Genomic DNA, 25,473 nt, shown 5'->3' with positions numbered 1-25,473 from the left:
GGGGTATGACGGCGATGCCGCCCCCAGGTACGATGGCCGTGGACGCCGCCGGTAACGCTTCGCCGCAAGGGCCGCGCGACCTTCGCGTGGTCGCACAGCAGAAGATGGCGACGCTCCTGCGCGCGTTCCGTCGCAATCCGATATTCTGGCTAGGCGTTCTCGCGATCACCGTGCCGACGCTGTTCAGCCTGATGACCCGCGGCTGGAATACCGAGGCGGCGGGCCATGCGCCGATCGTCTTCGGGACCGCGATCTGGCTGTTCGCCCTCCACGCCGCCCGGGCGAAGGCGGCGGCGGTGCCCGGCTCGCCCGCCCTGACGGCGGTGCTGCTCGGCCTGTCGCTGCTACTATACCTGGCCTCGACGATCACCGGTCTGACCGAGGTGCAGGCGCTGGCGACGTATCTGATCCTCGTCAGCCTGCTCTACGGCGTCGGTGGGGGGCCGATGCTGGCGGTGCTGTGGTTCCCGATCCTCTATTCGATCTTCCTGGTGCCGATCCCCGACACCTTCATCGATATCGGCACCCAGCCGGTGAAGATCGGAATCTCGAACGCCGTCGTCGGCCTGCTGTCGACGCTTGGTTATCCGGTCGCCAGTTCGGGGGTCAGCATCTTCATCGGCCAGTTCGAGCTGTTGATCGCGGCGGCGTGCGCCGGGCTCAATTCACTGATCAGCCTGACCGCGATCGGCAGTTTCTATGTGTACCTCCGGCACAATGCGAGCTGGCGATACACCGCCGTGCTGTTGCTCGCGATCTTCCCGATCGCGGTGTTCGCCAACTTCATCCGCGTTCTGTTCCTGGTGCTGCTGACCTATTACGGTGGCGAGGCGATGGCGCAGGGCTTCCTTCACGAGTTCGCAGGGCTGTTCATGTTCGTCGTCGCCGTTGGTGCCATCTTCCTGATCGACGCGGGAATGTCCCGCCTGATGGGTGCGTCGCGGACGGGAGAGGCCGCATGAAGCTTGCAACCGACCGTCGTCGCCTGCTGATGGGCGGCGCCATGCTCGGCATCGCCGGGCTCGGCCAAGCCCTATACCCGCGCCGTTACACGCAGCCGATCAGCAGCTCGCAGTTCGAGGCGCTCTTTCCCCATCAGATGGGCGAGTGGAGCTATGCCGCCGCGTCGGGCCTCGTGCTGCCGCCGCAGGACCAGCTGTCGAAGATGCTCTACGAGCAGCTCATGACGCGGGTGTATACCCAGGACGGGTCGGACGATTCCGACGCGATCATGCTGCTCGCCGCGTACAGCAGCCAGCAGGAAGGCCGGTTGCAGGTTCACCGGCCGGAGGTGTGCTACCCTGCGGCCGGTTTCACGATCAACAGTTCGCGCGACGTCACCGTTGCGATCGGCGACGGCAAATCGATACCCGCCCGCTTCCTGGTGACCCAGCGCGGCCCGCGGATCGAGAACGTGTTATACTGGACGCGCGTCGGCAACGATTTCCCGCTGCGGTGGGCGGAGCAGCGGATCGACATGGCGATCGACAACCTGCACGGCTTCGTGCCCGACGGATTGCTGGGCCGCGTTTCGATGATCTCGCCGGATTCGGACAATGCGCTGGTAACGCTGGATGGATTCTTCCGGTCGATGCTGGGGGCGCTGAAGCCCCCAGGGCGCAAGATGCTGATCGGCGACCGCTGATCAGCGCAGCTGCAGCGGCTTCAGGAAGTAGAAAGTATAGCCGACCACAGCGACGAACAGCAGGATGGCGAGAACATGCTGATCGTGGTTGCCCAAATAGTTGGTCACCGCGCAGCCGACCGCCGGAAACGCATAGTGAAGCATGGAGTCGCGCGGCGGGCCATCGCCGACCGAACGCTGGAGCAACAATACGATCAAGCCGGCAAAGAAGGCGACCGTGATCCAGTCGTACACCGTTTCCAAAAATCTCTCCTGTCGCGATCAGTCGGCCGTCTGTATCACGTCAATCAATTTGGTATAGTGCGTGCGTCGTCACGCGAGTGAAGAAGGGGGTTAATGTGAAGAACAAGACACTCACGGCAGCGCTGCTGGCCACGGTGCTGCTGCTGCCCGCATGCAAGCGCGAGGCGACCGGCCAGGTCGTCGCGGTGGTGAACGGGCAAGAGATCTCGCTGTCCGAGCTGAACGGCGAACTCAAGAACGCGAACCTCCCCGCCAACGCTACGCCCGAACAGCAGAAGGCTGCGCGCGCCGACGCCCTGCAGCGGCTGATCGATCGCAAACTGCTGGTTCAGCAGGCGAAAGAGCGCGGCCTCGATAAGAGCCCCGATTTCCTCCAGACCCAGAACCGCGCCAGCGACGACATCCTGATCGGCATGCTGGGCAAGCAGGTGACGAGCAATCTGCCGGTGCCGTCCGCGTCGCAGATCCAGGCGTTCGAGGCCAAGAACCCCGGCATGTTCACCAACCGCGTGATCTATTCGGTCGACCAGATCGGTTTCCCGACGCCGGCGGATCCGTCGAAGCTGCAGGCGCTGAAGGACGACCACAGCCTGGCGGCCGTGGCCAAGCGGCTCGACTCGCTCGGCATCAAGTATCAGCAGCGCAAGGGTCAGGTCGATTCGGCCAGCGTCCCCGCCGATTTGCTGAAGCAGATCGACGCGCTGCCGCCGGGCGAGCCGTTCGTGCTGAACGCCGGTCAGGGCGTGATCGTCAGCGTCGTCACCGGCAAGCAGTCGCAGCCGCTCGATCCCAAGCAGGCCCAGGCCGTCGCGGCCGACGCGGTCCGCCGCCAGAGCGTGATGGATACCGCGCAGAAGCAGGTGAAGGACGCCCGCGCCTCCGCGAAGATCGAGTATCAGCCGGGCTTCGAGCCGAAGAAGCCCGCGGCCGGCGCTGCCAAGAACTGATCAGGCCGACGTGCCTCGCCGGCGCCTGCGCGCGTCGGCGAGCGCCAGGCCGAATACGCGCGGTCCGGTGACGAGATAGCGCCGCCACAGACGGCGCGGATCGCCGAGCAAGCGGTGCGCCCATTCGAGGTGCAGCCGCTGAAGAAAGACCGGTGCGCGTTTCCGCTCGCCGGTGACGAATTCGATACCGGCGCCGATGCAGAGGCCGATACCGGTGGCATCGCCCCGCGCTCGCGTCGCCGCCGCCACCAGCTCCTGCTGGGGCGACCCCACCGCCAGGAAGACGAACCGTGCGCCAGCGCCGGCGATGAACGCCGCCGCGTCGTCGATCGCCGCGCGATTGCGGCGCAGACCCATCGGTGGGCGATGCTCGACGATCGTCACGCCAGGTAGCATGCGGGCCAGGATCGCGGTCGTACTGTCGCTGCCGCCGACCAGGGCGATCCGGTCGCCCGGACGCAGCACGCTGCCGATGATCGCCGCGGTCAGGTCGCTGCCGGGCACGACGCTGAGATCGACGCCGCTGGTCCGCGCGAGCGCGGCAAGGATCCGGCTGTCGCAGGTACACCAGTCGGCGGTTCGATAGGCGGCGTGGACGGCGTCGCGATCGGCGCCCTGATCCTCGTGCAGGCGGACGACATGGTCGACGTTCGGGGTCACCAGATAGGCGAAGGGTGCGCCGGGATCGCGCGCGGCCAGCTCGTCGATGATCGCGGCTGTCGAGCGATCGTCATAATCGATGCCGAGAAATCCGGTCATGTCAGATCGTCCAACGCGGCTGATCGGTCGGGCGCTCGTCATCGGGGATGGCGGGGAAGGCGCCGCCCTTGCCGGCAAGCCGCGCCGCGATGATCGAGCCGCGGCGTACGCATTCGGCATCGCCCGCCTTCCGGCATGCCTGGAGCCGCGTCAGCCAACCGGTCATCGACGCTGGATTGCGGATCGTGAAATCGCGTGAAAGATCCATCGCCTCGTCGACGTTACCCTGCGCGATCAGCCGCGGAATGTTCATCGCCAGATATTCGCCACTGTCGGGATTGGCGGTGGCGCCGTCGTCGATCGTCCGGTCGGCGAGCTGCCCTTCGTCGCGCTTGGTGTAGATTTCGGCCAGCAGCCGGTAGGCCATCGGCAGGCGGGGATTGTCGCGCAGCACGACGCGCGAGTCACGCAGCGCCTGGTTGGTGTCGCCGCGTGCCAGCGCAAGGCGTGCGAGCGCCATCAGCGCGAACGGCTCGTTGTCGTCGAGCTGAAGCGTCGCCGCGGCACGCGTCGCCGCGCTCTGCAACTGACCGCTCATCGCTTCCGCCAGCGCCCGCGTACCCTGGCGCGACGCGTCGTCGGTCTTGGCAGCGGCCGGCGGGCCGACATCCTTGAGCTGCGCCAGTGCTTCGGCTCCCATGCCGCGCGCCAGGAGATATTGGGCGAGGGCGAGCCGCAGAGTGGGGACGTCACGCGACAGTGAGCCGACGCTGGCGATGACCGCCGCCGGAGCGGCCCCGCTCTCCATCCAGACCGCGATCGCGCCCTGGCGAAGATCGTCCTTGTCGCTGCGCAGCAAGGCGGCCGCCAGTTGCTCGGCGCCGTCGTTGTTTGCCCCCAGGGTGTAGGCCTGGCGCGCGAGCCCGAGTCGAAGGTCTGCGCGCTGCGGAGTGGCGGCGAGCTGGCGGTGCAGGACGCCAGCGATCGCTCGGGGGTCGGCGGTGCGCTCGTATAGGCGCTGAAGCTGGCTCAAGAGGTCGGGGCTGGTCTGGTCGGCGACCGGCTTGAGCGCAGCGAGCGCCTCGTCGATCTGACCCTGCCGTTCCAGCGCCATGCTGCGGATCACACGGGCGGCAACGTTGCTGCCATCCTGCTTGATGAGGCCGTCGGCGATGCCGAGCGCATCGTCGTAGCGCTGCTGGCCGAGGGCGGCATAGCCGCGCACGAGGGCGGCAAGGACATCGTCGGGGGCGAGCGCCTGGATCTGGGTCGCGATATCGTCGGCACCGGCAAAGTCGCCGCGGTTGAGCGACAGCTGAGCGACCGCCGCCATCGCCTCGCGATTGGCACGGTCGAGGTCGAGCGCCGAGCGATAGGCGGCATAGGCGCCGGGATAATCCCCCATCGCGATCTTCGCGCGGCCCAACAGGAGCCAGAGTTCGGGAACGTCGTCGCGCGCGCGCAGCGCCTTCTGCAATAGCAGCGACGTTTCATAATAGCGCTGCTGTTCGAACAACTGCTGGGCCTGGGCGCCGAGGGCGGCGGCCTTTTCGCTGGGGGACTGGCACGCGGCAAGCGCCAGCAACGTGGATGCCAGCAAGGCGCGGCGGAATCGCCGTCCAGACGTGATGCGGAGGAAGGACATGCTGGGTTCATGCCGCAACGGCCACAAAAAGCAACGAGGGGTATGGCGCCCTGTACCGTCGCGAGACGAATGGCGCGCGACGTCAATAGTCCCGAAACGACTGGTCAGTAACGGTGGCGAGCAGTATGGAACCGCGGATTGCCCCAAGGGGGAGGGATAACATGTATCGGATCATCGTCGCTTCTGTCGCGTCTCTACTGTCGCTGGCACCCATCGGGGTGCCCGCGGTGGCGCAAACGGCCACTGCGCAGAGCGCCAGTGCTGCAAGGTTGATGCCATATCGAATCAACCCGGGCGACGAGCTGGAGATCTATGTCTGGGGCGAGGAACGGCTCCAGCGCGAGATTCGCGTTCTGCCGGACGGCACCTTTTCCTTCCCGCTTGCGGGCCGCATCGAGGCGGCGGGCAAGCTGCCGAGCGATATCGAGGCGGCGATCTCGCGCGGCCTGGCGTCGCAGTTCCGCGACCAGGTGCCGCAGGTAACCGTGTCGGTGCGGGCGCCGACCGGCCTGCAATATTCGGTGATCGGCAAGGTGCGGTCGCCCGGTACGTTCACGCCGGGCAAGTATCTCAATATCCTGGAAGCGATCGGTGTCGCCGGTGGCCCCACCGAGTTCGCCGATCTCGGCAACGTTCTGATCCTGCGCAAGCAGGGCGGCGCGCTTGCGCCGATCCGCGTCCGTCTGTCCGATGCGATGAAGGGCAATCCCAACCAGCGTGACCTGTCCGGCCTGCCGGAACTGGTCAGCGGTGACACGGTCATCGTCCCGTGAGCCGCGCCATCCGCTATTTCGGCACGCTGGGTGCCGTTGCGACCTGTCTGACGCCGCTGGTGGCATCGAGCGACCCGGTCGTCCGGACGTCGGCCACCGCCACCGCCACCGTCGGCTACGAACGTAACCCGTTCCTGCTCGACACCAATCGCGATACCGGCGCCGCCTCCGCCCAGATCGACCTGCGCCCGCAGGTGTCGATCACCGATGCTCGGGCGAGCGGCGTGATCCAAGGCTTCTACAACCGGTCGCAATATTTCTCGAAATACGGCGGCAACGACAACGCCGGCGTCGCCGCGAGCGCGAATTACCAGATCAGCCCGCGCTTCTCGCTGAATACGTCGGCGGGCTTCTCGACCGGGATCATCGGCAACAGCAATGGCTTCGGCCTGGTTCAGAACGCCGTGTCGACAGTAGTGCCGGGTATCGACGCGACGACCGTCACGACACCTGGTGTCCTGCCGGTGGCGACCAATCCGATCGTCGGCAACGGTAGTTTCCTTCCCGGTGAGACGGGCATCAATCCCGTAGTGCCGGGCGGCGACGTCGGGCTGATCGGCCTGCGTCAACGACGCAACACGCTGAATGCCGCAACGGGCATCACCTATCAGCCGACCGCTCGTTCGACCTGGTCGGCGAATGTCTTCGGCGAGCGGACGACATATCCGGGCTTGCGGGCCGGCCAGTTCGTGCAGGACTTTACCAGCTACGGCGGGTCGCTCGGCTATAATCGCCGGGTCACCGAGGCGCTGTCGATCGGCCTGCGCGGCTCCGCCACGCGCGCCGATTACCGATCGCAGGGAAGCTCGACCTTCTATTCGCCGCAGGGGACGCTGACCTATCGTCTGTCGCAGCGGCTGACCTTCGATCTGTCGCTCGGCGCCAGCTTCACCAATGCCTCGGGTCCGTTCGGGCCCGATCGTAACAGCACGATCTTCAGCGGCTCGGCCAACCTGTGCCGATCCGACGAGCTGACGAGCTATTGCCTGTTCGCCTCGCGCGCGCCCGGCATCAGCGGTTTTGCGGGGACCAACACGACCACGTCGATCGGCGGCAGCTACACGCGGCGCGTCGGCCAATATTCGACGCTGTCAGCAACGGCCAGCTATGTTCGATCCGATTTCTCGAGCCGCCTCGTCAATTCGCCGTTCGTGATCGGCGACCAGGACACCTGGGTGGTGTCGGGAACCTATTCGCGCCGGCTCAGCGAGCGGCTGTCTGCGATCGCCACGGCCCAATATCGCGACGCGGCCTATGCCAATTTCTCGCCGCGCGCCGATATCTCCGGCCGTGCGGGTCTCTCGATCTCGCTGGGCAGGACGCAATGAACGACATGACCTCGACCGCCGCGGCGCAGATGCAGGCGGACCAGGAGCAGGAGGACGGCGGGTTCCTCGCCTATCTTCCGTCGATCGCCTGGCAGCGCAAATGGTGGATCCTGGCGCCGTTGGTGGTGGGTTCGGTCGGCGGCGTGGCAGCGGCAGTGCTGTTGCCCGCGCGCTATGAGTCGACCGCGACGCTGCTGGTTGAATCGCCCCAGCTGCCTGCCGAGCTGACCGGGACCGGCAATGTTTCGTCGCTGATCGACAAGCGCGTCGCCAAGATCCGTCAGCAGGTGCTCAGCCGCCCCGATCTGATCGAGCTGATCGAGAACAACAACCTCTACGCCGACGAGCGCCAGACCGAGACGCTGTCGGCGTTGATCAACCGGATGCGCAAGAACACGACGATCGCTCCGGTCAGCGCGGACATCGGCCAGCAGGGGCCGAACCAGAGCAATACCATCGCGTTCACGCTGAGCTTCATCTATCCCGAAGCGCAGAAGGCGCAGCTCGTCGCGCAGGACTTCGTCGAGCGGCTCATCCGCCTCGATGCGGCGCAAAGCTCGCAGCAGACCGCCGGGGCCGTCAGCTACCTGCAGGATCAGGCATCGAACCTGTCGGCGCAGATCACCGCTATCGAGCAGCAGATCCAGCGCTTGAAGCTGGCGAATGGCACCGCTCTGTCGAGCGCCGGCATGATGATGATGCCGAGCGGCGGCGGCGGATACGAGGCGCAGATCGCGTCGCTGCAGCGCGAGAATTCGCAGCTCGCCCAGGCGGCCAGCCTGCAGGCGAATGCCGCGGCGCGTGATCCCGCGGTGCTGGCGGCCGAGGCGCAGCTGGCGGGAGCCAAGGCAGTCTATTCGGACAACCACCCCGACGTCCGCCTGGCCGAGCAGCGTCTGGCGGAAGCGAAGCAGTTCGCCGCCCGCAACCAGAAGCAGAGCACCACGGTCTCGTCGATCCAGGCGCAGATCGCCACCAACAACGCGACGATCGCGCAATTGCGCGGCCTGTCGTCGAGCGAGCGGTCGCAGGCGGCATCGGTGATGGCGGCGCAGTCGAAGGCGCCGGCGGTCAACGAGCAGGTCGCCCAGCTGGAATCGAAGGCCGATGGCCTTCGCGCCAACTATCAGGTCGTCTCGACGAACCTGATGAACGCCAAGGGCGCCGCCAAGCTGGAGAATCAGCAGAAGGGCGAGCGTCTTTCTGTCATCGATCCCCCGGTCGTGCCGGATGAGCCGAGCTGGCCGAACCGGCCGCTGCTGGTCGCCGGCGGCATCTTCGGCGGCCTGGCGCTCGGGCTCGGCATTGCGCTGCTGATCGAGCTGCTGATGCGGCCGATCCGCGGGGTGGGTGCGGTCCAGCGGGTCACGGGTCATATGCCCCTGGTCACGATTCCGATCATCACCGGCGACAAGAAGGGCAACAAACCGCGCGGCTGGCTGCCGTGGCGCCGAAACAAGCGCCAGCGCGAAGCAACGGCCGGCTGAGGAGACACACAGTGGCAGACATGGATGCGGCGTCGCTCGCCGCGCAGATGCTTCGTGCAAAGACCGAAGCCGCTCCCGTCACGCGCGAACATATGGATCCGGCGTTGGTCGGCTTCATGGGTCGCGATCAGCGCTCGCGCGCGTTCAACCTGCTGCGCACGCAGATCGTGCGGATGCTGGGTGACGGCCGCCGGATCATCGGCCTGACATCGCCGACGCCGCAGGTCGGCAAGACCTTCGTCATCTCCAACCTGTCGGCATCGCTGTCGCGCATTCCCGAGATGCAGACGTTCCTGTTCGACTTCGACCTTCGCCGTGGGTCCGTGGCGCAGCGCTTCGGGATTCCACCCAGCGTCGGTCTAGCGGACTATCTGAGCGGCGACGTCGACACGATCGACGGCATGGCGCGGCGGATGGAGGACGAAAAGCTCATCATCTATCCGACCTTCGAGAAGGAGATGTACTCGTCCGAACTGATGGCGAGCGCGCGCTTTTCGTCGCTGATCGCCGGGATGCGGGCGGTGCGCGAGCCGTCGATCTTCATGTGCGATCTGCCGCCGGTGTTCGCGAACGACGACGCCATGATCGCTTGCGAGCAGCTCGACGGTTATCTGCTGGTGGTCGAGGATGGCGTGACCACCTCGAAGCAGTTGAAGGACTCGATGCGCCTGCTGGGGCCCGAGAAGTGTCTCGGCACGGTGCTGAACCGCTACATTCAGGGCTTCGGCGGGGATTACGGGTTCGGCTATGGCAGTCAGGGTTCCTACGCCGAATATTATTCCTGAGCCGTCTGCCGGGCAAGGTTCGATATAAGCGGGGTGGTGACCGATGGGTCGCCGCCCCTTTTCTATGGTTGGCGTGGAGCAGGGCCATCGTTTCGGCAGGGCGGGTGTCGCTCTTGCCGGGGCGCTGTTCGACCTCACCTATAAAGGGCCTCAATCCCGCCCTGATGATCATCGCCCTGTGTCGCGCACGCAGAGGGCGGAGCGCCCATAACAAAAGGGGGCGGCGACCGATGTGGTCACCGCCCCCGTCCGGCTCGATCTCTATGCGGGTGTCAGGCACCCACGCCGGTGTTCATGACCTCGAAGTCCTTGAAGGTCAGCGCGGTGCCCGAGCTGACGACCGCAAACAGCACCGCTGCGCCGCTGCCGCTGCCGTCGGCATCGTAGAAGATCTGGCCGCTCGACTGATCATAGATGATATAGTCGTTGGCGTCGGCGGCCTTGCCCATCGCGAAATTGTCGGCCGAGAGCGTCGTGCCCGCGGGCAGCGACGAGAAGATGTTCCGGCTGAGGTCAATTTTGTCGACCCCGGGCTGGAAGTCGGCGAGGATGTCGACATTGCCGTTGCCGAGCGGCGTCGAGAAGACGAAGTGATCCGCTCCGCCGCCGCCGATCAGCGTGTCGATCCCGCCGCCACCGTTGATCGTGTCGGCGCCCTGGCCGCCGGCGATGAGCTGTGACACTTCGTTGCCGCCGAGCCGGAAGCCGGTGGTGGAGCTGCGGTCCTGGACGATGAGCTGCTCGACGCTGGCGCCGGGCGCGAGCGTGTAGTTGACGCCCACCAGGACGACGTCGGTGCCCTCTCCGGCGTTTTCGATGACCTGCGTGTTCGAGTCGTAGACGATGTAGGTGTCGTCGCCCTTCAGGCCGATCAGCGTGTCCGTGCCATAGCCGCCGCTGATGACGTTGTTGCCATAGTTGCCGATAACGGTCTGGCTGGTGAAGTTGCCGGTCAGGTTGATGGGCGTCGTATCGATCTGAGTGACGGTCGAAAGGATTTCGACCTCCGACTCGCCCATCGAGTAGCTGACGGTGGTGAACACCGTGTCCTGGCCACCGCTGTTCGCCTCGATCACGACGTCGCCAGGCCCGCGCACCAAGTAGGTGTCGTTGCCGCCGAGGCCGATCATCGTATCGTTGCCGCCCATGCCGTTGATGATGTTGTCGCCGGCATTGCCGGTGATCATCTGGTCGAGCGCGTTACCGGTCAGATTGATGGCCGTGTGCGACAGGGGGTCGGCCACCGCCATCTTTGTCACCAGATCGGCCGCACCGAGTACCTGGCTGACGCTAGTCATCACGGTGCGCGCCTCCGTCACCGCGGGCACGGCGACTACCACCGGCGTCGGCGTCGGTGTTGGACCCGGTGCCGGCGTCGGAGTGGGCGTTGGCCGGGGAGCAGGCGTAGGCGTAGGAGCCGGTGTCGGCGTCGGCGCCGGAGTGGGGCCAGGCGTCGGGGTGGGCGCCGGGGTGGGCGCAGGTGTTGGCGTTGGAGTGGGAGCCGGGGTCGGCGTTGGCGTTGGCGCCGGTGTTGGCGTTGGCGTGGGCGTTGGCGCCGGTGTTGGCGTCGGAGCCGGGGTGGGCGTCGGTGCCGGACTAGGCGTCGGAGCCGGGGTGGGCGTCGGTGCCGGACTAGGCGCCGGCGTGCTGGCCGCAGCGGCCTGCTGCGCGCTGACCAACGCATCATAGCGAGGCGAGCTCGACAGGTGGATGTCGTCCAGGACGCCCCACGCGCCGTACCGCGTGGCCGACCCAATGTCGTTGAACGCCGTCAGTAGCGTACCACCGGCAGCCGCGAAATCGTTGATCATCTGTGTGTATAGCTGACCCATCCGCGGATCGTTGACGAGCCGCCCGATGAACGCGACGAAATCGATCTGATCCTGCCCCTGATAGCCGTTAGCGGTCAGGTGCTGACCGGCTTCATAGGCGACCAGATCCAAGCCGTACTGGTGGGCGATGGACGCCTGATAGGCGACCACCGAGCGGAGGGTTGTTAGCGAGTAATTGTCCGTCAGTTGGCCGCCGACACTCAGCTCCTGAAATGCTGCGTCAAGTCCCGCCGCGCCTTGGCGCGCCCAACCTAGCAGCTTGGCCTTGTCGCTTGCATTCTGGGCGTCGAAATTGTGCCCGAAGTAGGCGCCGATGGCGTATTCTTCGAATAGACTCCCCGGCGTTCCAACGTTCGCCAAGCGGACACCCGTCCAGATGTAATCTTCGAGGCCGCGATAATACGCTTGGGTAGCAATCACATTCTCGACGCGTGGCGAGTGTTGGCCAAAGACGTCATCCGTCATCTTGGCAATTTGCGCGGAACGGTAACCATACCATTCCATCGCGCCAATATTCGATACGCCTAGCTGCTGACCAAGAATCCTTCCCTGGTCTTGGGCATAGTGAGTCTGCTCGAACGACCAGTTCCATACCTCGTTCGAATATTCGAGATGCAGCTTCAGGCTGGGGTTTAGGTGATCACGGATATAAGTCAGAGCCTGCGTCACCAAGCCGTCATTCGCGTGCGCGGGTATGTTGTACCACATGTCGGTTCCCGCTGCATTGGCGAGATCGACCATTGTCTTGAGCGGAACGCCGGTTTCTTCCCAGACCGATTTATCAGTCGGCAATTCGCCCCAAGAAACGACTTGACTACCGTTCGTCCGACCCCAATCCATGAAACGTATGACGCCCCATTGCGAAACCTTAGCCAAGAACTCCGGCCCAAAGATTGCGCCCGAGTTGAAGGCGGAAACTTCATCGCTTCGTACAACGTGAATCGCCCTAAGTGGGTCGCTATCACTGAGGCCCGTTAAGACAAGGACCGCTGTGGTATCCTCACTGGTATAGTCAAAGGTATAGCTGTGATTTCCTTGAACAACGTTCGTGGCGTTGAGAATCTGAACAGATCCCGCACCTTCCCACGTAACGACATAGTGATCACTTGTTGACCATGATGCAGGCTGAATGGCAAAGCCCGTCCGGATCTGAGAGACGTTAGACGCCTGGCCGCCGGGAAGTCCGGTAACCGCGTTAATAATCACGGAACCATCGGGGAGATTGTCATAGGACAAATTCTTAGCGGACCAGCCACCATGCGTCATCATCAAGTCGATGAATGGATAAGTCTTACCATAGTAAGTAAGGCCCGCGCTTTCCAAATTCATGCCGATTTTGGGCATCGTCAATCGCCTTCCGCTTCGGCACTGAGCCGGGAGGTGGCCGCCGCTGGGGCGACTGTCGTCGACGATTTCAATAGGGCTTAAGTGCTTGCGATCTCGTAAATGGCGGTGGATCGTGCCGGCCTCAAGTTCGTTGAAAACACAGCAAAAACGGGGGATTTACTTGATCTTAACTATGACACGCTTCGACGTTCGTAGTTAATGCCGCGGTAGGGGGCCGGCGTTCGGAAAGCTGCTCGCAAGTGGCGTCAGGGGGGAGTCGTACCCTTGTCGGAATTTCTTTGCGCTGACTTCACGGGTTAAGGTCGAGCCGCCGCAATACCGGGGCGGCTCGGCGCTTTGGGTGAGGAGGGCGGGCGCGTATGAGGCAGTGGCGCGCCCGGCAGGGTTCGAACCTGCGACCACAAGCTTAGAAGGCTCGTGCTCTATCCAGCTGAGCTACGGGCGCGCACGGAAGGGCGCGTAGCGCGGATTGCGCCGCGCGGAAACCGCCATCATAGCGGGGCAATGACGGATGGAGATCAGCCACAGGTTAGAGCGGACGCGATCGCTGGCGGGCAATTTCGCTACTTCGATTTCGTCATGTCGGCATTTGTCGCGATTTTGCTGCTATCCAATGTGCTGGGTGCCGGCAAAGTGGCGGTGGTCAACCTGCCTGTCGTCGGTCTGTGGCCGTTTGGGGCAGGAATTCTGTTCTTTCCGCTAAGCTATATCATCGGCGACGTGCTGACCGAGGTTTACGGATACAGTCGCACGCGCCGGGTCATCTGGGCCGGATTCGGCGCCACGCTGTTCATGGCGGGCATGTCGTGGGTCGTCGTCGCGCTGCCGCCGGCGCCGAGCTGGACGAATCAGGCGGCCTACGAAACCGTGTTCGGGCAGGTGCCGCGGATCGTGCTGGCGAGCGTCTGCGCTTTCTGGGCGGGCGAGTTCGTCAACGCCTATGTCCTCGCCCGGATGAAGCTGTGGACGGGTGGGCGGCACCTCTGGGCGCGAACGATCGGGTCGACGGTAGTCGGGCAGGGCGTTGACAGCCTGATCTTCTACCCGCTCGCCTTTTGGGGTGCGACAGGGTGGACGCCCGACCTCGTTGTCACGGTGCTGTACACGCAATGGGCGTTGAAGGTGGGCTGGGAGGTATTGCTGACCCCCGTGACTTATCTGGTCGTCGGCTGGCTGAAACGGGCGGAGGGCGTCGACGTCTTCGATCAGGGCACCGATTTCTCCCCGTTCCGCGCCAAGCTGTAGCTCAGGCCACGACACCATCCACCAACGCCTCGAACAGGCGGCGGCCATCGGTGTTGCCGTGGGCGGGCTCGAAGGCGCGTTCCGGGTGGGGCATCATGCCCAGTACGTTGCCGCGGTCGTTGACGATGCCGGCGATGTTGCGGGCAGAGCCGTTGACCGGTTCGCCATAACGGAAAGCGATTCGTCCCTCGCCCTCGAGCCGGTCCAGCGTCGCCTCGTCGGCGGCATAGTTGCCGTCGTGGTGCGCCACGGGCACGGCGATGGTCTCGCCGACCTTGTATCCTGCGGTGAACCGCGATTCGCCTGCGACAGTGAGCGGCACGGTACGGCAGACGAAGTTCAGGCCGGCGTTGCGCATCAGCGCACCGGGGAGCAGCCCCGCTTCGGTCAGCACCTGAAAGCCGTTGCACACGCCGAAGACGGTGACGCCGCGATCCGCGGCCTCGACCACGGCGCGCATGATCGGTGACCGGGCGGCGATGGCGCCGGAGCGTAGATAATCACCGTAGGAGAAGCCGCCCGGCACGCCGACGAAGTCGACGCCGTCGGGCAGTGCGCTGTCGCCGTGCCAGACCATCATCGGCTCGCGACCGGTCACCGCCTTCAACGCGACGGCAAGGTCGCGGTCGCAGTTCGAGCCGGGGAAGACGATGACCGCGCTCTTCACGCCTTTTCCACCCGATAATTTTCGATGACGGTGTTCGCCAGCAACTGGCGGCACATCGAATCTATGTCGGCGTCGCTGGTCGAATCGGCGACGTCGAGCTGGATCAGCTTTCCCTGACGCACATCCTCGACGCCCTGGAACCCCAGGCTGCCAAGCGCGTGGTGGATCGCCTTGCCCTGCGGGTCGAGCACGCCCGGCTTGAGCGTGACGTAGACGTTCAGCTTCATTACTTGCCCCGGCGCTTGCGGTGGGAGTCGAGATCGAGGACGGCGCCATCCTCGCCTTCAGGCAGCAGGCCGAGCCGGCGCGCCACCTCCTGATACGCCTCCGCCTCGCCGCCCAGATCGCGGCGGAAGCGGTCCTTGTCGAGCTTTTCGTTCGATTCCATGTCCCACAGCCGGCAGCCGTCGGGGCTGATCTCGTCCGCCAGGATGATCCGGCCGTAGTCGTTGTCCCAGATCCGGCCGAATTCGAGTTTGAAATCGACGAGGCGGATGCCGACGCCGGCGAACAGGCCGCACAGGAAGTCGTTCACCCGGATCGCGAGGTCCTGGATGTCGTGCATTTCGTCCTGGCTGGCCCAGCCGAAGGCGGCGATATGCTCGTCGGTGATCATCGGATCGCCGAGTGCGTCGTCCTTGTAATAATATTCGATGATCGTGCGGGGCAGCTGCGTGCCCTCCTCGATCCCCAAGCGCTTCGACAGCGAGCCCGCCGCATAGTTGCGGATCACCACCTCGATCGGCACGATCTCGACCTGGCGGACAAGCTGTTCGCGCATGTTGAGGCGGCGGATGAAGTGGGTGGGGACGCCGATCGTGCCGAGCAGCGTGAACACATGCTCGGAGATGCGGTTGTTGAGGACGCCCTTGCCGTTGATCGTGCCCTTCTTCTGGGCATTGAAGGCGGTCGCATCGTCCTTGAAATATTGGATCAGCGTGCCGGGCTCAGGACCCTCGTAGAGGATCTTGGCCTTGCCCTCGTAGATCTGACGGCGGCGAGCCATGCGCGTTACCTCGCATAAATAGTGAGCGGCCCGGCGGCGAGGGGCGCGGCCGGGCCGTTGAGATGCCGCGGGCTATAGGGGATGGGGGCGGGGGGTGCAATCACGGGGCGCTTGCCCACGGCGAATGTTGAGACTCTTCACACACCGAATGCCATGGGTGAAGCGCGCCGCACGTCAGCCGGCGGGTCGCTCGACGACGAACCGTCGCAGGATCGATGGGCCGAGGCGGCGCCAGCCGAGCCAGAACAGGACCAGCAGCAGGAGCGGCGGGCCAAAGGCCGCGGCGGTGCCGAGCGCGACGCCGAGGGTGAGCTGGGCCGAACCGATCGCGATCGCGGCGGCGCTGCGGATGGGTGCGCTGGCGTCGAAGCCGGCGATCGCGGGCCCCGAATCATAGGCGAAGCTCATCGGCGTGGTAACGAGGCTGGCGCGCTGGCCGGCGGCCTCGTCGTCCAGGCTCGCGAGGCGGCGAGCCGCATCGGCCCGCTGGTTTTGGAGGGTATCACGGTCACTGGCGCGGCTGCCGGCGGTGGCGAGCTGGGCATCGAGGCGGCGCTGTTCGTCGATCGCGCGGGTGCGGTCGGTGGCGAGCCGGGCGAGTGCGGCGCCGGCATCCTGGCCGGTGATGTCGGCATCGACCAACGTACCCTGGGCGGCGGTGATTGCGTCGATCCCGCGCTTGTCAAAGGCGCGGGCAAGCGTGGGATCGAGCTTGAACTCGAGGGCAGCGCGGATGTCGTTCTCGCCGGCAAGCTGGTAACGCATTCCAGTTATCCGACAGCGACTGACACCAAGCCTTTCACAAGCCTGGGCATGCGCCTCCTGCGCGCCGGCGATGCGGGCGGCGGGCAGGCGGAAGCGATAAGCGTAGGTGAAGGCGACGCCTGGCGCGGCGGTGACGTTGACGGCAGGGCCGGCGCTAGGCGCGTCCGCGGCGTCGTCGGCGTCGGGCGCCTTGGAACAGGCGGCCAGCGCCAGCAACGACGAGATCAGCAGACGTCCGCGCATCCTTGCCCTCCCACGATGATATTCAATCACCATCTACTTCGTGGGAATTAAGGCGAGGGGGCGTCAGGTCACGGTCTGCCGCTCGGCAAAGCGCGGGTCGCGCCATGCTTCCGACGTCATGACGTCGGCGAGGATGTCGCCGGCGTGAAAGACGTCCTCGTAGCTGAGATACAGCGGCGTCAGGCCGAGCCGCAGGATGTCGGGATCGCGGAAGTCGCCGATGACGCCGCGGTCGATCAGTGCCTGGGTAATCGCGTAGGCGTGAGGGTGGCGGAAGCTGATGTGGCTGCCGCGCTTTGCCGGATCGCGGGGCGAGACGCAGTCGAGGCCCAGCCCATCGCCGGCGGCGGCGATTATGTCGAACAGCTGGGCGCTCTTGGTGGCGACGGCGCGCTGATCGACGTCCCGCCAGATGTCGAGCGAGGCTTCGAGGGCGGCAAGACCGAAAATCGGTGGGGTGCCGACCAGCCAGCGGCGCATGCCGGCGGCAGGGGCATAGGCGTCGGTGAAGGCGAATGGCTCGGCATGCCCCATCCAACCGGACTGGGGGTTTGCAAACCGTTCTTGCCATCGCTTGGCAACAAAGAGGAAGGCCGGGGCGCCGGGGCCACCATTGAGATATTTGTAGGTGCAGCCGACCGCGAGATCGGCGTTCGCAGCGTCGAGATCAATGGGGACGGCGCCGGTCGAGTGACTGAGATCCCACAGGATCAGCGCGCCTGCCTCATGCGCCGCATGGGTCCAGGCGGCCATGTCGAATTGCTCAGCGGTCTTGTAGTGGACGTGGGTGAGCAGGACGACGGCGGTATCGGGACCGATCGTCTGGGCCAGTCCATCGCGGGGAACGGCCACGAGGCGGGCGCCCTCGACGCAGCCGGCAGCACCCTCGGCGATATGGAGGTCGGTGGGGAAGTTGCCCGTCTCGCTGACGATGGTCCGCCGTGCCGGATCGACGCGAAGCGCGGCGACGAGCAGCTTGAACAAATTGGAGGATGTGGAATCGCCGACGATCACGTCGTCGGCCGCGGCGCCGATCAACGGGGCGATCTTGGCACCAAGGCGGGCCGGTGCGTCGATCCAGCCCTCGTTCCAGCTGCGGATCAGGCGCTCGCCCCATTGGCGGGTGGCGGTGTCCTGGAGCGCCGCGGGCACCGCGCGGGGCAGCGCGCCGAGAGAGTTGCCGTCGAGGTAGATGACGCCTTCGGGCAGAGCGAAGAGATCGCGGTAGCGGGCGAGCGGGTCGGCGGCGTCGAGGGCGCGGGCGGAGGCGAGGTTCATGTCCTCAGTCCTTTCCGGCATGGGAAGGCGCCACGTGTTTCACGGGCGATGAGTTTGGCGGAGAACCCCCTCCACCATCGCGTGTCGCGCGATGGTCCCCCTCCCCGTGCCGGGGAGGATTTAGGATCGCCAGGATCAGGCGCTTGGCCTCGGCCCAGGCAGGGGTTTCGGGGGCGATCAGTTCGACGTGGCCCGTATCGGGAACGGTGTGGAGGGTGGCCGTGTCGCCAGCGGCCTTGGCCTTGGTGACATAGTCGGTGGCGAGGCGGTAGGGGATGATCTTGTCCTCGCGCCCGTTGACCAGATCCTGGGGCACGCCGAGCGGCAGCAGGCGAGGGACCGAGGTGTCGGCATAGTGTCCGCTGATCAGCTTGCTCACCACCTCGGTCCCGCAGCCGTTGTCGGGGCTGGCGGCGGTCGCCTCGAGATCGGGCAGGCCACCGAGGCTGATCGCGTGGGCGATGCGCAGCGGGCTGGCGCTCCACAACGGGCTGGTGCGGGGCAGCCTGGCGCGGCCCGCGAGCCATAGCGCCAGATGGCCGCCCGCGGAGTGGCCCACCGCAACGATCCGCCGCGTATCGAGATTGTATTTTGCTGCATCGACAGCGAGTTGGTCTGCGGCCTTGGCAGCATCTGCGAAGGTGCCGGGATAGCCGCCGCCGGTACGATCGACGCCGCGATAGTCGATGTTCCACACCGCCACGCCGCTGTTGACGAGGTCATCGGCGATCCAGTCCATGATGCGACGGTCGGCGATCTCGGTCTGCCAGCAACCGCCATGAACCATCAGGACGACGGGGAACGGCCCCTTGCCGCGCGGCAGCCAGACATCGGCCTTCTGCATCTGGTCGTCGCCATAGGCGACGGTGGCGCTCGGCTGAGGGTGCGGGCGGTCGAGCAGCGCGGGCCAGCGCATGGGCGTGTAACTCGGCATGGCGGACTGCATGGCGAGCGCGGCGGCGAGCGCAAGACGGATCATGGCGGGTTCCTAGCGAAAGCCTTCCACGCTTGCTATCCATGGCCCCAACCATGGCCACCGACATCACCGACGAACCGCCGATCGGCATCCTCGACGCGCCTTTCGACAGTGCGCTGTCGGAACGCTATCTCGTCTATGCGCTGTCAACGATCACGGCGCGTTCGCTGCCGGACTTGAGAGATGGTCTGAAGCCTGTCCATCGCCGGTTGCTGTGGGCGATGCGGCTGCTGAAGCTCGATCCGAGCCAGGGATACAAGAAGTGCGCGCGCGTCGTCGGCGACGTGATCGGCAAATATCACCCGCATGGCGACCAGTCGGTCTATGACGCGATGGTCCGCCTGGCCCAGGATTTCGCGCTGCGGTATCCGCTGGTCGACGGGCAGGGCAATTTCGGCAACATCGACGGCGATAACGCCGCGGCCTATCGCTACACTGAGGCGCGGCTGACGCAGGTCGCGATCGACCTGATGGACGGGCTCGACGAGGACGCGGTGTCGTTCCGCCCGACCTACAACGGCGAGGAGCAGGAGCCCGAGCTGTTTCCAGGGCTGTTCCCCAACCTGCTGGCGAATGGCGCGAGCGGAATCGCGGTGGGCATGGCGACGAGCATCCCGCCGCACAATGCCGCCGAGCTGCTCGACGCGGCGATCGCGATCATCGACGATCCGACGATCGATCCGTTGCAGTACGTCCAGGGCCCGGACTTCCCGACCGGCGGGTTGCTGGTCGATGCACCGGCGATCATCCGCGAGGCCTATGCCACCGGGCGCGGCAGCTTTCGCGTGCGCGCGCGCTGGTCGGTCGAGCGTGAGAAGGGCGGCGGCTGGCAGGTGGTGGTCAGCGAGATCCCCTATGGCGTGCAGAAGGGCAAGCTGATCGAGGCGATCGCGGCGCTGGTCAACGACCGCAAGCTGCCGATCCTGGCCGATGTGCGCGACGAGAGCGACGCCGAGATCCGGCTAGTGCTGGAGCCGCGCAGCCGGACGGTCGATCCGCAGGTGCTGATGGACGGGCTGTTCCGGCTGACCGATCTGGAGAATCGCTTCGCGCTGAACCTCAACGTCCTCGACAAGGATCGCACGCCGCGGGTGATGGGGCTGGGCGAGGTGCTGCGCGCCTGGGTCGAGCATCAGTTCGTGGTGCTGCGACGGCGGACCGAGCATCGGTTGGGCAAAATCGCCGACCGGTTGGAGCTGGTGGGCGGCTATATCATCGCCTTCCTCAACCTCGACCGGGTGATCGAGATCATCCGCACCGAGGACGAACCCAAGGCAGTGATGATGGCTGAGTTCGGCCTGACCGACCGCCAGGCCGAGGCGATCCTGAACATGCGGCTGCGTTCGCTGCGCAAGCTCGAGGAGATGGAGCTGAAGCGCGAGCAGGCGGCGCTGGAGCAGGAGCAGGCGATGCTGACGACGCTGCTCGGTTCCGAGGCGCGGCAGCGGACGCGGATGAAGCGTGACCTGACGAAGATCCGCGATCGTTATGGCCCCGACACGGCGCTGGGCAAGCGGCGGACGACGATCGAGGAGGCTGGGCCGACGCGCGACATTCCGCTGGAGGCGATGATCGAGCGCGAGCCGATCACCGTCATCCTGTCGCAGCGCGGCTGGATCCGCGCGATGAAGGGGCATGTCGACCTGGCAAGCGCGGAGACGCTGAAGTTCAAGGAGGGCGACGGCCCCGCCTTCGCCTTTCATGCGCAGACCACCGACAAGCTGCTGCTGGCAGCGGAGAACGGACGTTTCTACACGCTCGCCGCCGACAAGCTGCCCGGCGGGCGCGGATTCGGCGAACCGGTGCGGGCGATGGTCGACCTCGACGGCGCGACGGGAATCGTGAAGCTGTTCACTGCGCGCGGGGTCGACAAGCTGCTGATCGCGGCGAACGACGGGCGCGGTTTCATCGTGCCGATCGCCGAGACGATCGCCGAAACGCGCAAGGGCAAGACGGTGATGACGCCGCGCACCGGCGCGAAGCTGATCGTGGTGCGGCCGGTGGCGGCGGGGGCGGACTATGTCGCGGCGGTCGGCGACAATCGCCGGTTCCTGGTGTTTCCGCTGAGCGAGCTGCCCGAAATGACGCGCGGGCAGGGCATTCAGCTGCAGCGGTTCCGCGAGGGACAGCTGGCCGATGCGACGACGTTCGTGTTCAGCGAGGGGCTGAGCTGGCCGATGGGCGGCGAGAGCGGGCGGACGCGGACCGAGGTAGACCTGTCGCTGTGGCGCGCGGCGCGCGGTGCGGCGGGACGGACGCCGCCGAGCGGCTTTCCCCGGAGCAATCGTTTCGATGGGTGAAACGCGGCGTTCGTCGATTAAAACCGATTTATTGTTTCAGCCGCTCTTAACTCCCGTGTGGCTATCGCGTTCGGCGATGACGCGCGTAATCCCATCGCGAGAGCAACCGTTTTCAGAGGAGCCGCCGGAGCGCGGCTGCGACCTGGTGCCCGTGCCCGCCGCCCATCTGGTGCGCGAGGGCAGCGGCTTCGCCTTCGAAGCCTATAACGCGCCCTATCGTCTGGCGGGCCTGGGCATCGTCGCCGAGCGATCGCCGATGTTGCAAGCACTGGCGGCGCGGATCGACGCGTTCCTGCTGTCCGACGACATCCAGCAGACGTTCGACTGGAGCTTCGGCGCGGTCATCGACTGCCGTTTTTACAAGGTCACGCTGGCGCGGCCGAGCGTGCGGCGGCGCGACGCCTGCGCGATCACCTTCCTCGACCAGACGGCGCAGGTGAATTCGGAGCGGACGCTGCGCCGCGAGATGACCACCGACAGCCTGACCGGGCTGACCAACCGCGTCGGCTTCAGCGACATGCTGGAGGCGGTCGACGTGACCGGCGGACGCTATGCGGTGCTGGTCATCAACCTCGACCGATTCGGCCGGCTGAACGCGTGTCTGGGCAGTTTGGCGGGCGACGAGCTGCTGATCACGATCGCGCGTCGGATCAAGGGCGTGCTGCGCGCGCGCGATGCGCTGGCGCGGATCGGCGGCGACGAGTTCGGCGTGCTGATCGAAACCGACGAGGGCTCCATCGAGGCGGCACAGCTGGCGGCGCGGATCGATCGGGCGCTGACCGACCCGTTCCGCCTGAGTGACTATGAAATTGGCGTCGCCGCCTCGATCGGCATCGCGGTCGGCAATGCCGAGATCGACGATCCCGAGGACCTGATTCGCAACGCGCAATTCGCGGTGAAGCGCGCCAAATCCTCCGGTCGGGTCGAGCTGTACCAGCCCGACGCCTTCTCGATCGCGCGCGAGCAGTTCGCGATGGAAACGGCGCTGCGCCGTGCGATCGACGGCAACGAGCTGCGGCTTGCCTATCAGCCGATCTATGACCTGGCATCGGGCCAGATCGTGTCGTTCGAGGCGCTGGCACGCTGGACCGACCGTGAGGGGCGCGTGCATTCGCCCAATGATTTCATCCCGGTAGCTGAGGAATCGGGACTGATCGTACCGCTGGGGCGCTGGGCGATCGACCAGGCGGCGGCGACGCTGGCGCGCTGGGACAAGGCGGCCGGCGGCGATTGCGGGATCAAGCTGGCGGTCAATCTGTCGGCGATCCAGCTCCATCGCGACCAGATCACCTGGGTGATCGAGGACGCGCTGGCGCGGCACCGGGTCGAGGGGCATCGCTTCACGCTCGAGCTGACGGAAAGCGCGATCGTCGGCGAGCCCGATCGAATCGCGACGATCATGGAATCGCTCAAGGGGCTGGGCTGCACGCTCGCGATGGACGATTTCGGGACGGGCTATTCGAACCTCGCCTATCTCCAGCGGCTGCCGATCGATGTGCTGAAGATCGACCGGAGCTTCGTCACCGGGATGCTGGCCGACCGCGACAAGGTCGCGATCGTGCGCGCGGTGCTTGGCCTGGCGCAGGCGCTGGGGATGTGGACGACGGCGGAAGGGGTCGAGACGGTCGAGCTGGCGCAGACGCTGGCGGCGCTCGGCTGCTCTTACGGCCAGGGCTATTACTACGCGCGGCCGCTGGAAGAGGCGGATGCGCTGGCGATGCTGGTGCCGACGATCGCATCGGCGATCTGATCGACGCGAGCGGCGTCGGGAAACCCCTCGGCGATCCATTGCGCCTCGATCGCGCGAAGTGCGGCAGCGACCGCAGGCCCTTTCGACAGCCCACGCTCGACCAGCGCACCGCCGCCGATCGGCAGGCGTGGGACGTCCCACCCGAGGATGTCGTCGACCGGCGCGCCCGCGAACAGCAGGCGGTCGAGCGCGGAGGTAATGCCGATGCGATAGGCGAGGCCGCGGGCGCCCTCGTCACCGACGCCCAGGCTGGCGGCGACGAGTCGCTTGCGGTCGGCATTCGACAGCTTCAGCCGCGCGCCCACCGCATCCGCCGCGGCCGGCGGCAGCAGCGCGGCGAGGCGGCGGACCGAATCGGCGCGAACGCCCGCCGCCGCTTCCCGCGTGGCGAGGCCAGCGAGCGGGCCGGCGTCGGCGATTTCGGGCAGGACGGCACGCAGGATGCCGCGCTCGACCATCAACCGCATCACCGGCACCGCGCCGGGCGCGACGAGCAGTTTCATCAGCTCGCTGGCGATTCGCTCGCGCGACAGGGCCATCAGGTCGTTGGCGCGCGCCTCGCACGCGGCGAGACCGTCGGCGTCAATCGTATCGCCGAATCGGGCATGGAAGCGGAAGAAGCGCAGGATGCGCAGGTGATCCTCGGCGATGCGCTGATAGGGATCGCCGATGAATCGGACGCGGCGCGCGGCGAGATCGTCGAGGCCGCCGAAATAGTCGAACAGTCGCCCCGAGACGGGATCGGCATAGAGCGCGTTCATCGTAAAGTCGCGCCGCGCGGCATCCTCGCGCCAATCGTCGGTGAAGGCGACGACGGCATGGCGGCCGTCGGTATCGACGTCGCGGCGCAGGGTCGTGACCTCGATCGGTCCGGAAGGGAGCACCGCGGTGACGGTGCCATGGGCGAGCCCCGTCGGCACGACGCGAATGCCGGCCGCCTGCAGCCGGCGCATCGTTTCCTCGGGCGGGAACACGGTGGCGATGTCGACGTCGGCGGCGTCGATGCCGAGCAAGGTGTCGCGAACGATGCCGCCGACGTAGCGCGCGCAGCCCGCCCCGGCATCGAGCGCGGCCAGCAGCGTGTCGATCCCCTCGCGGTGCCGGAACGGCGCGTCGTCGAGCGTCAATGCCATGCCAGCCGCCGCGACAGATTGACGATCATGCCCGCGGTCGCGCCCCAGATACGACGATCCTGCCAGAGAATCTCGTAATAGTGACGCTCGCGACCGTTCCACATCGCCGAGGCGCGGCGGTGGTTGGCGGGATCGAGCAGGAAGGCGAGCGGGACCTCGAAAACGCTGGCGACCTCCGCCTCGGCAGGGACGAGCGGCAGGTCGGGCGGGACGACCCCGATGACGGGGGTGATGTCGAAGCCGGTTCCGGTGCGATAGCGGTCGGCGACGCCGATCACCGCGACGACGCCGGTGGGAAGCGCAATCTCTTCCTCCGCTTCGCGCAAAGCCGCGGCGATGGCATCGGGATCGGTCGGGTCGACGCGGCCGCCGGGAAAGGCGACCTGGCCGGGATGGCGGCTGAGCGTCTCGGTCCGCTGGGTCAGGATGACGCCGGGATCGGCGCGGTCGGTGATCGCGACCAGCACCGCAGCATCGGCCAGATCGGTCGCCACCTCGACGTCACGCCCGTCGCCGGTCAGGATCGGCAGCGTCGGATCGTCGTGGAGCACTAGGGCGTCGGCCAGTCGTTCGGCCAGCGTCATGCGGGCCCGGCGGCAAGCGGGAAGAAGACGCCGTCGCTCCAGACACCGGGCACGTCGCGGTCCTCGGCCAAGGCGCGCTCGGCGAGTTCGTAGTAGATCGGGCGGGCGACCAGTGCCTCCATGCCGCCACGGACGTGGAGATAGGGGCGGGGACCGTCCGCTTCCTCGGCGAAACGCATCGCATGATCAGGGCCGGCGGTGACGAGGTCACCGGTGTTGAGGCGAAAGACGAGGCGGGCGTCGCGGCCCTCGCCATCCGCCTTCATCTCGACGGCGACGAAGGGCGCATCCTCGACCGCGATGTCGAGCTTTTCGACCGGGGTGACGAGGACATAACCGCCATCGGCCTCGCGCCGCAGGATGCTCGAGAACAGGCGTACCATCGTCTCGCGACCGATCGGCGATCCCTGATGAAACCAGGTGCCGTCGCGCGCGATCCGCATCTCGCTGTCGCCGCAATGCATCGGATTCCACTGCTCGACGGGCGGGAGGCGGCGTTCGGCCGCGAGTCGCGCAATTTCGGGCAGGCTGAGCGTGGCCAGGTCCGGAAGGGCATCCATCGGCATGGGGGCGAGGTAGGCGCGCGGGGCGGGGGCGTAAAGGGTCGGGGCGGTGTTCGATCAATCAGCCGTCACCCTGAACTTGTTTCAGGGTCTCCTTGGGGCGGGCGTCTCGCGCGGCTCAGGGAGGTGCCGAAACGAGGGCGTGTCATCATTTGCCGGATTCCCAAGCGGCTCGCTGCGTGATTCATAGGGTGCCGGTAACGAGGACCGGCAGATGGTGAGACGCTATGGG

The 25,473-nt window shown here is 66.2% G+C and carries 23 protein-coding genes and 1 tRNA gene; 10 read left to right on the top strand and 14 right to left on the bottom strand.

Translation table 11 applies throughout. From position 1 onward, the window contains the following. The first annotated feature begins 32 nt into the window (after nucleotides 1-32). Together xrtV and epsI are read left to right on the top strand one after the other, a co-directional pair. On the top strand, nucleotides 33-962 hold the full coding sequence (gene xrtV, locus GGQ80_RS03355) for an exosortase V (RefSeq protein ID WP_183982496.1): 930 nt from the start codon (nucleotides 33-35) through the stop codon (nucleotides 960-962). Then, entirely contained in the window at nucleotides 959-1,645 is a 687-nt protein-coding gene (epsI, locus tag GGQ80_RS03350) for an exosortase-associated protein EpsI, V-type (protein ID WP_183982495.1), read from the top strand. The genes xrtV and epsI overlap by 4 nt, the downstream gene beginning before the upstream one ends. On the opposite strand, the gene GGQ80_RS03345 is transcribed toward epsI, so the two are convergent. After that, complete coding sequence (locus GGQ80_RS03345; protein ID WP_343050875.1) at nucleotides 1,646-1,879, bottom strand: XrtV sorting system accessory protein; 234 nt, start codon at nucleotides 1,877-1,879, stop codon at nucleotides 1,646-1,648. Nucleotides 1,880-1,983: 104 nt separating this feature from the next. Here GGQ80_RS03345 and GGQ80_RS03340 point away from each other — a divergent pair, with 104 nt between their 5' ends. Further along, nucleotides 1,984-2,835 (top strand): EpsD family peptidyl-prolyl cis-trans isomerase, encoded by an 852-nt coding sequence (locus GGQ80_RS03340; protein ID WP_183982493.1) that lies wholly within the window; start codon nucleotides 1,984-1,986, stop codon nucleotides 2,833-2,835. On the opposite strand, the gene GGQ80_RS03335 is transcribed toward GGQ80_RS03340, so the two are convergent. Continuing rightward, nucleotides 2,836-3,594, bottom strand: a complete 759-nt coding sequence (locus tag GGQ80_RS03335; RefSeq protein WP_183982492.1) for a WecB/TagA/CpsF family glycosyltransferase — start codon at nucleotides 3,592-3,594, stop codon at nucleotides 2,836-2,838. Between the two features lies 1 nt (nucleotide 3,595). Further along, entirely contained in the window at nucleotides 3,596-5,179 is a 1,584-nt protein-coding gene (locus GGQ80_RS03330) for a tetratricopeptide repeat protein (RefSeq protein ID WP_183982491.1), read from the bottom strand. 272 nt (nucleotides 5,180-5,451) lie between these two features. Between GGQ80_RS03330 and GGQ80_RS03325 the strand changes: the two genes are divergently transcribed. The 4 genes from GGQ80_RS03325 to GGQ80_RS03310 are packed head-to-tail and all read left to right on the top strand — an operon-like array spanning nucleotide 5,452 to nucleotide 9,552. Beyond that, nucleotides 5,452-5,952: a polysaccharide biosynthesis/export family protein gene (locus tag GGQ80_RS03325; RefSeq protein WP_246346841.1), complete on the top strand. Its 501-nt coding sequence runs from the start codon at nucleotides 5,452-5,454 to the stop codon at nucleotides 5,950-5,952. After that, nucleotides 5,949-7,280, top strand: a complete 1,332-nt coding sequence (locus GGQ80_RS03320; RefSeq protein ID WP_183982489.1) for a hypothetical protein — start codon at nucleotides 5,949-5,951, stop codon at nucleotides 7,278-7,280. The genes GGQ80_RS03325 and GGQ80_RS03320 overlap by 4 nt, the downstream gene beginning before the upstream one ends. Further along, complete coding sequence (locus GGQ80_RS03315; protein WP_246346840.1) at nucleotides 7,277-8,767, top strand: GumC family protein; 1,491 nt, start codon at nucleotides 7,277-7,279, stop codon at nucleotides 8,765-8,767. Before GGQ80_RS03320 ends, GGQ80_RS03315 begins: the two co-directional genes overlap by 4 nt. Before the next feature lie 11 nt (nucleotides 8,768-8,778). Beyond that, nucleotides 8,779-9,552 (top strand): CpsD/CapB family tyrosine-protein kinase, encoded by a 774-nt coding sequence (locus GGQ80_RS03310; protein WP_183982488.1) that lies wholly within the window; start codon nucleotides 8,779-8,781, stop codon nucleotides 9,550-9,552. A 272-nt stretch (nucleotides 9,553-9,824) separates the two neighbouring features. On the opposite strand, the gene GGQ80_RS03305 is transcribed toward GGQ80_RS03310, so the two are convergent. Next, a complete protein-coding gene (locus GGQ80_RS03305) occupies nucleotides 9,825-12,728 on the bottom strand; it encodes a calcium-binding protein (RefSeq protein WP_183982487.1) in 2,904 nt (967 codons plus the stop codon). Between the two features lie 371 nt (nucleotides 12,729-13,099). After that, a tRNA-Arg gene (locus GGQ80_RS03300) sits at nucleotides 13,100-13,176 on the bottom strand. A 134-nt stretch (nucleotides 13,177-13,310) separates the two neighbouring features. On the opposite strand from GGQ80_RS03300, the gene GGQ80_RS03295 reads away from it, so the two are divergent. After that, a complete protein-coding gene (locus tag GGQ80_RS03295) occupies nucleotides 13,311-13,976 on the top strand; it encodes a queuosine precursor transporter (RefSeq protein WP_183982486.1) in 666 nt (221 codons plus the stop codon). 1 nt (nucleotide 13,977) lies between these two features. Here the strand turns inward: GGQ80_RS03295 and purQ are convergent, their stop codons facing one another. From purQ to GGQ80_RS03265, 6 genes are all read right to left on the bottom strand, one after another. Beyond that, on the bottom strand, nucleotides 13,978-14,643 hold the full coding sequence (gene purQ, locus GGQ80_RS03290) for a phosphoribosylformylglycinamidine synthase subunit PurQ (protein ID WP_183982485.1): 666 nt from the start codon (nucleotides 14,641-14,643) through the stop codon (nucleotides 13,978-13,980). Next, entirely contained in the window at nucleotides 14,640-14,870 is a 231-nt protein-coding gene (gene purS / locus GGQ80_RS03285) for a phosphoribosylformylglycinamidine synthase subunit PurS (RefSeq protein ID WP_183982484.1), read from the bottom strand. The genes purQ and purS overlap by 4 nt, the downstream gene beginning before the upstream one ends. Next, nucleotides 14,870-15,649, bottom strand: coding sequence for a phosphoribosylaminoimidazolesuccinocarboxamide synthase (gene purC, locus GGQ80_RS03280; RefSeq protein ID WP_183982483.1), 780 nt, complete (start codon nucleotides 15,647-15,649; stop codon nucleotides 14,870-14,872). The genes purS and purC overlap by 1 nt, the downstream gene beginning before the upstream one ends. A 174-nt stretch (nucleotides 15,650-15,823) precedes the next feature. After that, the gene (locus tag GGQ80_RS03275; RefSeq protein WP_183982482.1) at nucleotides 15,824-16,657 is read right to left on the bottom strand and encodes a hypothetical protein; all 834 of its coding nucleotides are present in this window, start codon (nucleotides 16,655-16,657) and stop codon (nucleotides 15,824-15,826) included. A 63-nt stretch (nucleotides 16,658-16,720) separates the two neighbouring features. Next, the gene (gene kynU / locus GGQ80_RS03270) at nucleotides 16,721-17,935 is read right to left on the bottom strand and encodes a kynureninase (RefSeq protein WP_183982481.1); all 1,215 of its coding nucleotides are present in this window, start codon (nucleotides 17,933-17,935) and stop codon (nucleotides 16,721-16,723) included. A 4-nt stretch (nucleotides 17,936-17,939) separates the two neighbouring features. Next, nucleotides 17,940-18,914 carry an alpha/beta hydrolase gene (locus GGQ80_RS03265; protein WP_246346839.1) on the bottom strand — a complete coding sequence of 325 codons (975 nt, stop codon included), beginning with the start codon at nucleotides 18,912-18,914 and terminating at the stop codon, nucleotides 17,940-17,942. A 50-nt stretch (nucleotides 18,915-18,964) separates the two neighbouring features. Here GGQ80_RS03265 and parC point away from each other — a divergent pair, with 50 nt between their 5' ends. Both parC and GGQ80_RS03255 read left to right on the top strand, forming a co-directional pair. Beyond that, nucleotides 18,965-21,211 carry a DNA topoisomerase IV subunit A gene (gene parC, locus GGQ80_RS03260; RefSeq protein ID WP_183982480.1) on the top strand — a complete coding sequence of 749 codons (2,247 nt, stop codon included), beginning with the start codon at nucleotides 18,965-18,967 and terminating at the stop codon, nucleotides 21,209-21,211. Nucleotides 21,212-21,287: 76 nt separating this feature from the next. Beyond that, the gene (locus GGQ80_RS03255) at nucleotides 21,288-22,961 is read left to right on the top strand and encodes a putative bifunctional diguanylate cyclase/phosphodiesterase (RefSeq protein WP_183982479.1); all 1,674 of its coding nucleotides are present in this window, start codon (nucleotides 21,288-21,290) and stop codon (nucleotides 22,959-22,961) included. Here the strand turns inward: GGQ80_RS03255 and GGQ80_RS03250 are convergent. The 3 genes from GGQ80_RS03250 to GGQ80_RS03240 are packed head-to-tail and all read right to left on the bottom strand — an operon-like array spanning nucleotide 22,892 to nucleotide 25,244. Further along, on the bottom strand, nucleotides 22,892-24,094 hold the full coding sequence (locus GGQ80_RS03250; protein WP_183982478.1) for a CCA tRNA nucleotidyltransferase: 1,203 nt from the start codon (nucleotides 24,092-24,094) through the stop codon (nucleotides 22,892-22,894). The genes GGQ80_RS03255 and GGQ80_RS03250 overlap by 70 nt on opposite strands. After that, a complete protein-coding gene (locus tag GGQ80_RS03245) occupies nucleotides 24,085-24,678 on the bottom strand; it encodes a CoA pyrophosphatase (protein ID WP_183982477.1) in 594 nt (197 codons plus the stop codon). The genes GGQ80_RS03250 and GGQ80_RS03245 overlap by 10 nt, the downstream gene beginning before the upstream one ends. After that, on the bottom strand, nucleotides 24,675-25,244 hold the full coding sequence (locus tag GGQ80_RS03240; RefSeq protein ID WP_183982476.1) for a DUF1285 domain-containing protein: 570 nt from the start codon (nucleotides 25,242-25,244) through the stop codon (nucleotides 24,675-24,677). Before GGQ80_RS03240 ends, GGQ80_RS03245 begins: the two co-directional genes overlap by 4 nt. Nucleotides 25,245-25,473 lie beyond the last annotated feature (229 nt).

The organism is Sphingomonas jinjuensis (genome assembly GCF_014197105.1).
In the GTDB taxonomy this organism is placed as follows: Bacteria; Pseudomonadota; Alphaproteobacteria; order Sphingomonadales; family Sphingomonadaceae; genus Sphingomonas; species Sphingomonas jinjuensis.
This window is presented reverse-complemented; position numbering and strand designations above follow the sequence as displayed.

Excerpts from the sequence above, each read along its gene's own strand:
- xrtV (WP_183982496.1), top strand. The coding sequence starts at position 33 with ATGGCCGTGGACGCCGCCGGTAACGCTTCGCCGCAAGGGCCGCGCGAC.
- epsI (WP_183982495.1), top strand. The coding sequence starts at position 959 with ATGAAGCTTGCAACCGACCGTCGTCGCCTGCTGATGGGCGGCGCCATG.
- GGQ80_RS03335 (WP_183982492.1), bottom strand. The coding sequence starts at position 3,594 with ATGACCGGATTTCTCGGCATCGATTATGACGATCGCTCGACAGCCGCG.
- GGQ80_RS03330 (WP_183982491.1), bottom strand. The coding sequence starts at position 5,179 with ATGTCCTTCCTCCGCATCACGTCTGGACGGCGATTCCGCCGCGCCTTG.
- GGQ80_RS03325 (WP_246346841.1), top strand. The coding sequence starts at position 5,452 with ATGCCATATCGAATCAACCCGGGCGACGAGCTGGAGATCTATGTCTGG.
- GGQ80_RS03315 (WP_246346840.1), top strand. The coding sequence starts at position 7,277 with ATGAACGACATGACCTCGACCGCCGCGGCGCAGATGCAGGCGGACCAG.
- GGQ80_RS03305 (WP_183982487.1), bottom strand. The coding sequence starts at position 12,728 with ATGCCCAAAATCGGCATGAATTTGGAAAGCGCGGGCCTTACTTACTAT.
- GGQ80_RS03295 (WP_183982486.1), top strand. The coding sequence starts at position 13,311 with ATGTCGGCATTTGTCGCGATTTTGCTGCTATCCAATGTGCTGGGTGCC.
- purS (WP_183982484.1), bottom strand. The coding sequence starts at position 14,870 with ATGAAGCTGAACGTCTACGTCACGCTCAAGCCGGGCGTGCTCGACCCG.
- purC (WP_183982483.1), bottom strand. The coding sequence starts at position 15,649 with ATGGCTCGCCGCCGTCAGATCTACGAGGGCAAGGCCAAGATCCTCTAC.
- GGQ80_RS03275 (WP_183982482.1), bottom strand. The coding sequence starts at position 16,657 with ATGCGCGGACGTCTGCTGATCTCGTCGTTGCTGGCGCTGGCCGCCTGT.
- kynU (WP_183982481.1), bottom strand. The coding sequence starts at position 17,935 with ATGAACCTCGCCTCCGCCCGCGCCCTCGACGCCGCCGACCCGCTCGCC.
- GGQ80_RS03265 (WP_246346839.1), bottom strand. The coding sequence starts at position 18,914 with ATGATCCGTCTTGCGCTCGCCGCCGCGCTCGCCATGCAGTCCGCCATG.
- parC (WP_183982480.1), top strand. The coding sequence starts at position 18,965 with ATGGCCACCGACATCACCGACGAACCGCCGATCGGCATCCTCGACGCG.
- GGQ80_RS03255 (WP_183982479.1), top strand. The coding sequence starts at position 21,288 with ATGACGCGCGTAATCCCATCGCGAGAGCAACCGTTTTCAGAGGAGCCG.
- GGQ80_RS03250 (WP_183982478.1), bottom strand. The coding sequence starts at position 24,094 with ATGGCATTGACGCTCGACGACGCGCCGTTCCGGCACCGCGAGGGGATC.
- GGQ80_RS03245 (WP_183982477.1), bottom strand. The coding sequence starts at position 24,678 with ATGACGCTGGCCGAACGACTGGCCGACGCCCTAGTGCTCCACGACGAT.
- GGQ80_RS03240 (WP_183982476.1), bottom strand. The coding sequence starts at position 25,244 with ATGCCGATGGATGCCCTTCCGGACCTGGCCACGCTCAGCCTGCCCGAA.